At 74.9% G+C, this 10987-nt stretch carries 8 protein-coding genes and 1 pseudogene; 1 reads left to right on the top strand and 8 read right to left on the bottom strand.

Annotated elements, in window-relative coordinates:
• Nucleotides 1-47: 47 nt before the first annotated feature.
• Nucleotides 48-1211 carry an acyl-CoA dehydrogenase family protein gene (locus tag AC067J_RS11575; protein WP_478297974.1) on the bottom strand — a complete coding sequence of 388 codons (1164 nt, stop codon included), beginning with the start codon at nt 1209-1211 and terminating at the stop codon, nt 48-50.
• A gap of 122 nt (nt 1212-1333) precedes the next feature.
• Between AC067J_RS11575 and AC067J_RS11580 the strand changes: the two are divergent.
• A pseudogene (locus AC067J_RS11580) lies at nt 1334-1978 on the top strand (TetR/AcrR family transcriptional regulator C-terminal domain-containing protein); the annotation flags it as partial.
• Between the two features lie 110 nt (nt 1979-2088).
• Here AC067J_RS11580 and AC067J_RS11585 read toward each other — a convergent pair.
• The 7 genes from AC067J_RS11585 to AC067J_RS11615 all read right to left on the bottom strand — a co-directional run bounded on the left by AC067J_RS11585 (nt 2089) and on the right by AC067J_RS11615 (nt 10695).
• Nucleotides 2089-3432 (bottom strand): nitric oxide synthase oxygenase, encoded by a 1344-nt coding sequence (locus AC067J_RS11585; RefSeq protein WP_478297975.1) that lies wholly within the window; start codon nt 3430-3432, stop codon nt 2089-2091.
• Nucleotides 3433-3605: 173 nt separating this feature from the next.
• Nucleotides 3606-5039 (bottom strand): sugar porter family MFS transporter, encoded by a 1434-nt coding sequence (locus AC067J_RS11590; protein ID WP_478297977.1) that lies wholly within the window; start codon nt 5037-5039, stop codon nt 3606-3608.
• 190 nt (nt 5040-5229) lie between these two features.
• Nucleotides 5230-6201, bottom strand: a complete 972-nt coding sequence (egtD, locus tag AC067J_RS11595) for an L-histidine N(alpha)-methyltransferase (RefSeq protein WP_478297979.1) — start codon at nt 6199-6201, stop codon at nt 5230-5232.
• A 139-nt stretch (nt 6202-6340) separates the two neighbouring features.
• Nucleotides 6341-7078 carry an ergothioneine biosynthesis protein EgtC gene (egtC, locus tag AC067J_RS11600; RefSeq protein ID WP_478297981.1) on the bottom strand — a complete coding sequence of 246 codons (738 nt, stop codon included), beginning with the start codon at nt 7076-7078 and terminating at the stop codon, nt 6341-6343.
• Nucleotides 7078-8541, bottom strand: a complete 1464-nt coding sequence (gene egtB / locus AC067J_RS11605) for an ergothioneine biosynthesis protein EgtB (protein ID WP_478297983.1) — start codon at nt 8539-8541, stop codon at nt 7078-7080. Before egtB ends, egtC begins: the two co-directional genes overlap by 1 nt.
• Nucleotides 8538-9791 (bottom strand): ergothioneine biosynthesis glutamate--cysteine ligase EgtA, encoded by a 1254-nt coding sequence (gene egtA, locus AC067J_RS11610; protein ID WP_478297985.1) that lies wholly within the window; start codon nt 9789-9791, stop codon nt 8538-8540. The genes egtB and egtA overlap by 4 nt, the downstream gene beginning before the upstream one ends.
• 439 nt (nt 9792-10230) lie before the next feature.
• Nucleotides 10231-10695, bottom strand: coding sequence for an SRPBCC family protein (locus AC067J_RS11615; RefSeq protein WP_478297987.1), 465 nt, complete (start codon nt 10693-10695; stop codon nt 10231-10233).
• Nucleotides 10696-10987 lie beyond the last annotated feature (292 nt).

The following is a 10987-nucleotide window of genomic DNA, read 5'->3' on the forward strand; positions in this document are numbered from 1 at the left end:
GCGAGAGGAGGTGGCGAGGGGAGGAGGGGAGAGGGCCGGGCGCGCGGTCAGAAGGCGTTGACGCCGGTGAGTGCGCGGCCGATGAGCAGCTGGTGGATCTGGCTGGTGCCCTCGTAGAGGGTCATCACCCGGGCGTCGCGCAGGTACTTGCCGACGGGGTACTCGTCGATGAACCCGTAGCCGCCGAAGACCTGGAGCGCGTTGTTGGCGGCCCGCACGGCGGCCTCGCCGGCGAAGAGCTTGGCGACGGAGGACTCGGTGGCGAACGGCAGTCCGCGGTCGATGTGGTCGGCGACCTTCCAGGTGAGCAGCCGCGCGGCCTCGACGTCCACGGCGATGCCGGCGAGGAGCTGCTGGACCAGCTGGTGGGAGGCGATCGGCGCGCCGAACTGTTCGCGCTCGCCCGCGTACCGGACGGCGGCGTCGAGGCAGGCCCGGGCGATGCCGACGCAGCCGGCGGCGACCGACATGCGGCCCTTGGCGAGGGCGGCCATGGCGACGGTGAAGCCCTTGCCGATCTCGCCGAGCCGGGCGCTGTCGGGCACCCGGACGGCGTCGAAGGCCAGCTCCGCGGTGGCCTGGCCGCGCAGGCCGAGCTTGCCGTGGATCTCGGTGCGGGTGAAGCCGGGCAGGTCGGTGGGGACGAGGAAGGCGGTGATGCCGCGGTGGCCCCGCTGGTCGGGGTCGTCGCCGCCGGTGCGGGCGAAGACGAGGGCGACGTCGGCCCAGGTGCCGTTGGTGATGAACATCTTGGCGCCGCTGATCAGCCAGTGGTCGCCGTCGCGGACGGCGCGGGTGGTGAGGTTGGCGGCGTCCGAGCCGGTGCCGGGTTCGGTGAGCGCGAAGCAGCCGAGCGCCTCGCCGGAGGTGAGCCGGGGCAGCCAGTGCCGTTTCTGTTCCTCGGTCCCGTAGGAGTTCACCGACTTGGCGACCAGGCCGAGCGAGACCGAGACGATGCCGCGGACGGCGGAGTCGCCCCGGCCGAGCTCCTCCAGGGCCAGGCAGTAGGAGAGGTGGTCGCCGCCGCTGCCGCCGTACTCCTCGGGAATGGTCAGGCCGAGGAAGCCGAGCTTGCCGAGCCTGCCGATGATCGCGCGGTCGACGGACTCGGCGCGGTCCCACGCGGCGGCGTGCGGCACGATCTCGCGGTCGGTGAAGGAGGCCGCGAGGTCGCGGACGGCGGTCTGCTCCTCGGTGAGCTCCAGGTCCATGGCCACCCCGATAAACTAGCGCTGCAAGTTTTACGAGGAACTGTAGCCCCGACCGGCCGCGCTGGGAAGGGGCGCCTGCCAGAATCGGTCCCCACACCCACCCGACCGGAGGAACCGCGCCGATGGCCCGCCCGCGCACCCCCCTGCTCAGCCGCGAGCGGATCGTGGCCGCCGCTCTCCGGCTGGTCGACGAGGAGGGCCTGGCCGCCCTCTCCACCCGCCGGCTGGCCACCGAGCTGTCCGTGAGCGGGCCCTCCCTCTACAACCACTTCGCGACCAAGGACGAGCTGCTGGACGCGGTGGTGGACGGCGTCATCGGCGAGGTCGACCTGTCGATGTTCACCGCGGGGGAGCCCTGGCCGGAGGCGCTGCGCGACTGGGCCCGCTCCTACCGCGCCGCACTGGCCGCCCACCCCAACATCGTCCCGGTGCTCGCCCAGGGCCCGGGGCGCCGCCCGAACGCGCTGCGGCTGGCCGACGCCGTCTTCGGCTGCCTGGTCGAGGCGGGCTGGCCGCGCGGGCAGGCCACCCGGATCGGCGCGCTGATGCGGTACTTCGTCACCGGCTCGGCGCTGGCCTCGTTCGCGGCCGGCTTCCCGGAGGACGCCGGGCTCTACGACGCCGCCGACTACCCCCACCTCGGCGAGGCCCACCGGCTGGCCGAGCACCGGGCGGCGATCGACGAGGGCGCCTTCGAGACCGGCCTGGAGGCGCTCCTCGACGGGCTGGCCCTGCGCTACGAACGCGGCCCCGGGGCCCCGGCCGGCCCGGCCGGGGCCGGCGCGCCCACCGACTCCGCAGCTCCCGCCGACCCCGCAGCTCCCGCGACCCCCACCGACCCCACCGACCCCGCGGCCCCCACCGACCCCGGCCGGGCTCACCAGGGCTCGCGGGCCACGAACGCGGGCCGCAACGAGGGGTCCACCGGGTCGTAGTACCGGTGGTAGACGGGGGTCAGCCCGCCCGAGACCGGCGGCACGATCCAGCTCCAGTCGGCCGGGGTGGGCCGGCCCAGCCGCCGCTCCTGCGCGATGTGCTTGAGGAACCGCTCCGACTCGGTGTGGTGGTCGGCGATGGTCACCCCGGCCTCCTGGAAGGAGTGCAGCACCGCCACGTTGAGTTCGACCAGTGCGCGGTCCCGCCAGAGCGTGCGCTCGCTGGAGGTGTCCAGCCCGAGCCGTTCGGCGACGGTCGCCAGCATGTCGTACCGGTCGGCGTCGGCGAGGTTGCGGGCGCCGATCTCGGTGCCCATGTACCAGCCGTTGAACGGCGCGGTGGGGTAGCGGACGCCGCCGATCTCCAGCGTCATGTCGCTGATCGCCGGGACGGCGTACCAGCGCAGGCCGAGATCGGCGAACCACGGGTGGTCGGGGTGGACGAGCTCGACCTCCAGGGTGGTGTCGTCGGGCAGTTCGTACCACTCGGGCCGGACCCCGGGGCGCTCCTGGACCAGCAGCGGCAGCACCTCGAACCGCTCCTCGCCGCACTTCCAGCCGAGGTCCCGGGCCCGGGCGGCGAGCTGCGCGCCCGCCGGGTCGCCGATCCACCCGCCGTCCGGCGCGGGGTGGCCGGCGTACCGGACGAGCTGCTGGTTGAGGATGCGGGCCGCCGGTCGGCCGGGCCGGTCGGGGGCGAACACCGAGACCACGGGGCGGATCCGCCCGTCGTTGCCGGCGGCCCGCAGGTGTTCGAAGCACCCGGCGGCGATGTCGTCGGCGGAGCTCAGGTGCCGCAGGTCGCGCACCACCAGGCTGCGCCAGTACAGCCGCCCGATGCAGCGCGCCGCGTTGCGCCAGGCCAGCCGGGCGCCGTGGGCCAGTTCGGCAGGAGTGTGCTCGTAGGTACCGGTTCGGTCGATCTCGTCGAGGACGGCGCGGATGCGTTGGTCCGGGTCCCCGGCGGAGGGCTGCTCGCGGTGGAACTGCCGGATGAAGTCGGCGGCCTGCCGGGGGTCGGTGAAGTGTGCGGCCGCTTCGGCGGAGTGGTCCGCCGCGCGGGCGCCGGCGGGTCCGTGGTCGGTGTCGCAGCCGGCGTCGGAGCCGGTGTCGGCGGTGTCGGGGCCACTGCCGCCGGACGGCGCCGGCGGGAACCCCGGGGCGGTCGCCTCCTCGGGCACCAGGTGGCCGTGGACGTGGGCGTGCGAGTACGGGCAGCTCCCGCCGGGTGCGGTGGCGGGTCTGCGGGCGCTGCGGGTGCGGAGCCGGTCGAAGATCAAGGACATCCCTCCTGCTGCCCAGGGATACCGGAGGTGTCCGGGGCGCCGCAGAGAGTGAACGATTCGGCCCCCGCACCCGCGCTCTTCGCGCTAGGGTGCGGGGGCCGAAGGCCTGGGCGGACGCCCACCCGCCCGGGGCGGGGAGTCGCCGGGGCCGGGGGGTCGACCGGGCCGGGGGCTCAGCCCATGTCCTCCAGCCGGACGCCCTTGGTCTCCTTCATGAACTTCGCCACGAAGACGATCGACAGCGCGGCGAAGACCGCGTAGGCGAGGTAGGTCGCGGAGAGGTTCCAGCGCGAGAGCGCCGGGAACGACACGGTGATCGCCCAGTTGGCGATCCACTGCGCGGAGGCGGCCACCGAGAGTGCGGCGGCGCGGATCCGGTTGGGGAACATCTCGCCGAGCATCACCCAGACCACCACGCCCCAGGAGAGCGCGAAGAACAGCACGAAGGCGTTGGCGGCGATCAGCGCGACGGTGCCCTGGAGGTCGGGCAGCGTGACGTCGTCGCCTGTGCCGGTGGCGGAGGAGAACGCCCAGGCGCAGGCCCCCAGCGCGACGGCCATGCCCGCCGAGCCGATCAGCGCGAGCGGCTTGCGGCCGATCCGGTCGACCAGCAGGATCGCGACCACGGTGCCGAGGATGTTGATGACCGATCCGATGAAGCTGATCAGCAGCGAGTTGGACTGCTCGATGCCGACCGACTGCCAGAGGATCGACGAGTAGTAGAAGATCACGTTGATGCCGACGAGCTGCTGGAAGACCGAGAGGCCGATGCCGACCCAGACGATGGGCAGCAGGCCGAACCGTCCGCCGAGCAGGTCGCGGAAGCGCGGGCGGTGGTCGGAGTCGATCAGCCCCTGGATCTCGGCGATCCGCGCGTCGGTGTCGGAGTCCTTGCCCTCGACGTCGGCGAGCACGGCGCGGGCCTCGTCCAGCCGGCCGGCCGAGATCAGGAAGCGCGGGGACTCGGGGATGGTCGAGGAGAGCACGAAGTAGACCGCGGCCGGGACGACGCAGATCCCGAGCATCCACTGCCAGGCCTCCAGGCCGAGCAGGTGGCCCCGGGTGTCACCGCCGGCGGCGTCCGCCAGCATCCAGTTGACCAGCTGGGAGATGGCGATGCCGAGGACGATCGCCGCCTGCTGGAACGAGGCCAGCCGGCCGCGGTACTTCGTCGGCGCCACCTCGGCGATGTAGGTCGGGGCGATCACCGAGGCGATGCCGATGGCCGCCCCGCCCAGGACCCGCCAGAAGGCGAGGTCCCAGGCGGAGAACGGCAGCATCGAGCCGATCGCGCTGACCGCGAAGAGCAGCGCTCCCGCCTTCATCACGGTGATCCGGCCGTACCGGTCGGCGAACCGGCCGGCCAGCGCGGCGCCGACCGCCGAGCCCAGCAGCGCCGAGGAGACGATCAGCCCGGTGATGCCGTCGCCGACGCCGAACTTCTCCTGGATCCCGGAGACGGCTCCGTTGATCACGGAGCTGTCGTAGCCGAACAGGAAGCCGCCGAGGGCCGCGGCGGCGGTGATGAAGACGACGAAGCCGAGCCGGCCGGAGGACGGCCCGGTCTCGGCCGCCGAGGGCCCCGCGGGCTGCTGGGTGACGCTCACGATCTTGACTCCTGGTACTCAACGCTGAGCTTGGTGCCGAGATCGTAACCCCTCAATGTTCAAGTGTTGTACGTGGGATGCCCTTCAAGTCCCTTTGCCGATTAGTAAGGTGAACAATCAAATCGGCGGTGACCGGGACCGCGGCCGGCCCGGGCCGGGCCCACCCGCCGTGGGCCCACCCGCCGCGGGCTCACGCGGGCCGGGCCAGCGAGAGCCCGAACCGGCCCTGGTCGTCGGTCCACCACTCGGTGAGCCGCATGCCCGCCGCCGCGAGCTCCTCGGCCACCCGCTCGCGCCGGAACTTGGCGGACACCTCGGTGCGCAGCTCCTCGCCCTCGTCGAAGTGGACCGGCAGGTCCAGCTCCGGGATCTTCACGGTCTGCGCCCGCAGCGACCGCAGCCGCATCTCGATCCACTCCCGCTCCGGATCCCAGAGCGCCACGTGCTCGAAGGCCTCCGGGTCGAAGTCGGCGGCCAGCTCCCGGTTGAGCACGTTCAGCACGTTCCGGTTGAACTCCGCGGTCACCCCGGCCGCGTCGTCGTAGGCGGCGACCAGGACGGAGGGGTCCTTGACCAGGTCGGTGCCGAGGAGCAGCGAGTCGCCCGGGTCGAGGGAGGAGCGCAGCCCGCGCAGGAAGGCGGCGCGCTCGGCCGGCAGCAGGTTGCCGAGGGTGCCGCCGAGGAACGCGACCAGGCGCGGGCCGCCGCCCGGCGGCAGGTCGAGCCGGGCGGTGAAGTCGGCCAGCACGCCGTGCACCGTCAGGCCCGGGTACTCGGTGGCGAGCGCCTCGCCGGCCGCGGTGAGCGCGCTCTCGCTGACGTCCACCGGCACGTACGCGTCCAGCGTGCCCAGGTCGCGCAGCGCGTCCAGCAGCAGCCTGGTCTTCTCGGAGGAGCCCGAACCCAGCTCGACCAGGGTGCCGGCCCGGGTGGCGGCGGCGATCTCGCCCGCGCGCGCGGTCAGGATGGCCCGCTCGGCGCGGGTCGGGTAGTACTCGGGCAGCCGGGTGATCTCCTCGAACAGTTCGCTGCCCCGGGCGTCGTAGAACCACTTGGGCGGCAGCGACTTCGGCTCGGAGGTCAGACCGTGCTGCACGTCGTACCGCAGGGCGGCGCTGAAGTGGTCGGCGGGCAGCAGCCGGGTGAGATCGAAGGTGCTCATGGCAGATGGATCCTCTGTTCAGGAAGTGAAGAAAGGAAGAAGGCGTCAGGGGTGCGCAGAGGTGCGCAGGGGTACTCGGGACGCGCTCAGGAGCGCTCGGCTCCCGGCGGTGGCGGTGGCGGTGGCGGCACGGTCGGCCTCAGAGCGGCTTGACGGTGACCCCGTCCGGTCCGGCCAGCAGCAGCGACCGGTCCGGGACGGCCGTCCAGTCCGGGTGGTCGTCGGACGGCTCGGAGGCCACCACCACGCCGAGTCCGGGCAGCGTCCGGTGGTGCAGGGTGTCGCCCCACGCGGTCGCGGCGATCGTCCGGCCGTCGGTGAGCAGCAGGTTGAGCCGCCCGTCCGTGTGCGCGGCCACGTCCGCGACGGTGCCGGTCAGCGCCTCGCCCAGGTCGGCGCCCGCGCGCAGCCGGTGCAGCGCCAGCGCCCAGAGCAGTGCCGAGTCGGTGCGCGCCACCAGCCCCAGCAGTTCCGCTGGCGGCAGCAGCGCGGCCACCTGGCCCAGCCGCTCCGGCCAGCCGGCCACCGCGCCGTTGTGGCTGAACAGCCAGCGCCCGGCGGCGAACGGCGCGGCCGCCTCCTCGCCCGCCGCGCAGCCCTCGGTGGCCGAGCGGACGGCCGCCAGCAGCGCCCGGGTGCGCAGGACCCGGGCGAGGTCGGCGAAGGAGGCGTCCGCCCAGACCGGCCCGGCCCGCCGGTAGCGGGCCGGGACCTCGTCGCCGTCGGCGTACCAGCCGAGGCCGAAGCCGTCCGCGTTGACCGTGCCGTACTGCTGCGCGCGCGGCGCCCAGGACTGCCGGTAGAGCCCGAACGGCGGCGCCACCAGGAGGTCCCGGGGCGCCACCGGCTCGCCCAGGTAGGCGAGGTGGCGGCACATCAGCCGGCCTCCACGTCGGCCGCGGTGCGGAACCCGGCGAAGATCTGGCGCCGGACCGGGTAGTCCCAGTTGCGGAAGGTGCCCCGGCAGGCGACCGGGGCCACCGCGAAGCAGCCGCCGCGCAGCACCTTGTACTCCGGCCCGAAGAAGACCTCCGAGTACTCCCGGTACGGCCAGGCCCGGAAGCCCGGGTACGGGCGGAGGTCGCTGGCCGTCCACTCCCACACGTCGCCCATCAACTGCCGCACCCCGTAGGGGGACTGGCCGGCCGGGTAGCTTCCGGCCGGGGCCGGTCGCAGGTGGCGCTGGCCCAGGTTGGCGTGCTGCGGGGCCGGTGACGCGTCGCCCCAGGGGTAGCGGCGGGAGCGGCCGGTGGCCGGGTCGTGCCGCGCGGCCTTCTCCCACTCGGCCTCGGTCGGCAGCCGCCGCCCGGCCCACCGGGCGTAGGCGTCCGCCTCGTACCAGCTGACGTGCAGCACCGGCTCGTCGAGCGGGACCGGCTCCAGCACGCCGAACCGCCGCCGCAGCCAGTGGCCGCCGTCCTGCCGCCAGAACAGCGGGGCGGTCAGGCCGGCCTGCCGGCGGTGCGACCAGCCCTCGGGCGTCCACCAGCGCGGGTCGTCGTAGCCGCCGTCGGCCAGGAACCGCAGGTAGGCGCCGTTGGTGACGGGCGTGGTGTCCAGCCGGAAGGCGGGCAGGTCGACCTGGTGGGCGGGGCGCTCGTTGTCCAGCGCCCAGGGCTCGGTGTCGGTGCCCATGGTGAACGGGCCGGCCGGGATCAGCACGTCGGCGGGCAGTCCGGCCGCGTCCGCGGGAGCGGGCGGCGGCGGGGGAGCGGCCAGCGCCGGCTCGCCCTTGCGGAGCTGGTGGGTGATCAGCATCGTCTCGTCGTGCTGCTGTTCGTGCTGGGCGATCATGCCGAAGGCGAACCCGGCGTCCAGCAGCGGGGCGCCCTCCAACGGGCTGGCGGCGAGCAGGTCGAGCACCCGGCCGCGGACGTCGTGGGCGTACGCGCGGGCCTCCCCGGGCGGCAGCAGCGGCAGGCTGGGCCGCTCGGCGCGCGGGTGCTCGAAGGCGTCGTAGAGCGGGTCGATCTCGGGGTGCATCGGGTCCCGGCCGCCGATGTTGCGCAGCAGCCAGAGCTCCTCCTGGTTCCCGATGTGCGCGAGGTCCCAGACCAGCGGGGACATCAGCGGGGAGTGCTGGGCGGTGAGGTCGCGGTCCTCGACGCAGTCGGTCAGCGCGGCGGTGCGGGCGCGGGCGGCCAGCAGCTCGGCGGCGATCGTCTCGCGCAGGGTCTCCAGCGGCAGGGCCTCCGGCGACAGCGGCTGCGGCGACGGGGCCTCCGTGGACAGGCCTGCCGGGGGTGTCCCCGTGCCCGGAGCGGGTGCGCCGGCCGGGCGGGGGCCGCGTGCGGAGTGCGCGGAGCGCACGTCGTGGGCGTCGCGGGTGTCGTCGATCATGGTGCGGCCCCCTCCGGGGGAGTGCGTAGGGTGCCGGAGCGCAGGGCGTCCAGCTGGTCGTCGGCCGGGCAGCGGCCGCGCGCCGGGTAGCGCTCGGCGAACTCGGCGACGGCGGCGCGCAGCCGCTCGGCGCCGGGCATCCGGCCCAGCGCGGCGTCGGCGGCGGCGAAGCAGGCCAGGGTGGCGCGGCGCAGCTCCGGGTCGGCCACGGCCAGGGTGGCGGCGCGCCGCCAGACGTCGCTGCGCGGCGGGCGCGGCCCGTCCGGGCACTCCAGCGGCTCCAGGGCGGCGAGCGCGGCGTCGGCGGCCAGCGGGTCGTCCAGCAGCGCGGTGGCCAGGGCGGCGGGGACGATCCAGCCGTCGCCGGGCTGGGCGTCGATCATCCGCAGCTCCAGGTAGCCGTGCGGGCGGACCGGCGGGAAGAGCGTGGTGCGGTGGTAGTCGAGGTCGGCCAGGGTGGGCGGGCGCTCGCCGCGGCCGCGCAGCCAGTCGGCGAAGGTCAGTCCGGCCGGCGCGGTCCACGGCAGGCCGTCGCGGCGGCGGACGCAGAGCACCTCGGCGTCCAGCACGTAGCGGGTCCAGGCCTCGCGCGGGTCGCCGTGGTCCGGCGAGGGGGCGAGCGTGCGGCTGGGGTCCATCCGGGACCAGACGGTCTGCCGGGTGGAGCGGTGGCCGGTCGGCTTGCCGTCCAGCAGCGGTGAGTTGGCGAAGGCGGCGACCAGCACCGGGCCGAGCCGGTGGGCGAGGCGCCAGCGCCGGTCGAGCGCGTGCGGGCCGCTCTCCGCGCCGGCGTCCAGGCAGACCTGGAGCGAGGCGGTGCCGGTCATCATGATGCGGCCCCAGGGGCCGGCCGAATTGAAGAATCGTTCCATCGCCAGATAGCGCGGGTGGTCCAGCACCATCTGTCGGGGGCGTGCCAGCGGGTCGGTACCGGTGCCGGTGAGTCGCAGGCCCTGCGCCGCGAAGGCGGCCCGCAGGGCGGCGAGGTCGCGCCGGGTGTCGGCGACGCAGCCGGTGAGGCTGTCGGCGGGCGGGGAGCTGAGCTCGACCTGACCGCCGGGTTCGAGGGTGAGGCGGGAGCCGGACGGGAGCGAGGTCCCGTCGGGGCCGCCGAGCGGCAGTGCGTCCAGTGCGGCGTGCAGCCGTTCCGGGGGGACGGGTCGGGTCGGACATCGGTCGTCGTGGACGAACCACTCGACCTCGACGCCGACCAGGCGGGGCGGTCCGATCTTGAAACAGACACCGGCCATGTGGCGGCGCGCCTCCGACTCGGTGAGCGGTGTCACCGTGGCGGGACGGCCTGCGGGGCTGGGCCGGTCGCCCCGGGGAGGTCCGGCGGCGGGCGGGCCGGCGCTCTGCCGGTCGGGCGGGCTGGTCGGTCGTACGGGTATCACCGGACTCACCATCCTCGGGATCACGATTGCGGCCCGGTCTACCCTGCCCAGTCTGCTACGGACCATGCGGAGGCGCCGCGCAAACATCTGGTTAAGAGGATTCGCCGCAGGTCAGGCGGGGTACGACCGGGTGAATCGGGTCCTTCCGGGGAGGGCTGGGCCGGCCCCGCGGACGCCATTGCCGGCTGCTGTCCGCCACCGTCGGACGCCGGGCGGACGCGGTGCGGACGCGGCGCGGACGTCGCGTGCACGCCGAGCCGGACGGGCGGGCGCGCGGATGCCGGGCCGGACGGCCTCAGCGGCCGTCCGCCGGGTGCGCCGTGAGGTGGGCCGACAGGCCGCGTCGGCCGCGGTGCATCATCACGGCGTGGTTGGCCCGGAACAGCGGGTGGGCGGGGACGGCGAGGCGGCGCAGCAGGAGGCCGGCCGGACTGGCCTCCTCCTCGAAGAGGACCCGGGTGCCGCCGGTGGCGTCGGCCGCCACGGTCCAGCGCGACCAGCCGGTGAGGTCCCCGTCCATGGCGGCCTCCAGGACGCCGGCGGTGCGGTCCCGGCGGAGCGTCGCGAGCCGGATCACCAGCCGGTACGGGAGCAGTGCGCGGACCAGCACCTCGCCGCTGTCCGGGCCGGTCTGCCGGACGTCGCGGATGTCGGGCCACCAGCGCGGGTAGCCCGGTACGTCTTCCAGGGCCGCGTACACGGCGTCCGGCGGTGCGGTCAGCCGCCACGCCCCGCGGAACCGGTAGTGGTTGAGGTCCACGCCCGCACTCTAATCCGGCGGGGCCTCCGCCCGGTACGGCTCGGGCGCGTTCGGTTCCGGCCCGGCCGGGCTCGCCCTGACCCGGTTCGTCCCGCCCTGGCCCGGCTCGTCCCGTTCGGCCCGTCGCGCCGTCGTGCCGTCGTGCCGTCACCCCCTGGTGCCGTCACGCCGCTGCGCAGCCCCGACGCGCCGTCGGGACGCGGCGCGGGCACCGCCCGGACGCCGCCCCGGGGGCGACGGGACGTCACCGGTGGGACGGCGGGACGCCACCGGGAGGACGGTGGCACTCCGC

The organism is Kitasatospora sp. NPDC042419, assembly GCF_056437345.1.

Bases quoted from the DNA above. Each gene is read 5' to 3' on its own strand.
- egtD (WP_478297979.1), bottom strand. From the start codon at position 6,201: ATGAGCACCTTCGATCTCACCCGGCTGCTGCCCGCCGACCACTTCAGC.
- egtB (WP_478297983.1), bottom strand. From the start codon at position 8,541: ATGATCGACGACACCCGCGACGCCCACGACGTGCGCTCCGCGCACTCC.
- AC067J_RS11575 (WP_478297974.1), bottom strand. From the start codon at position 1,211: ATGGACCTGGAGCTCACCGAGGAGCAGACCGCCGTCCGCGACCTCGCG.
- AC067J_RS11585 (WP_478297975.1), bottom strand. From the start codon at position 3,432: ATGTCCTTGATCTTCGACCGGCTCCGCACCCGCAGCGCCCGCAGACCC.
- egtA (WP_478297985.1), bottom strand. From the start codon at position 9,791: ATGGCCGGTGTCTGTTTCAAGATCGGACCGCCCCGCCTGGTCGGCGTC.
- egtC (WP_478297981.1), bottom strand. From the start codon at position 7,078: ATGTGCCGCCACCTCGCCTACCTGGGCGAGCCGGTGGCGCCCCGGGAC.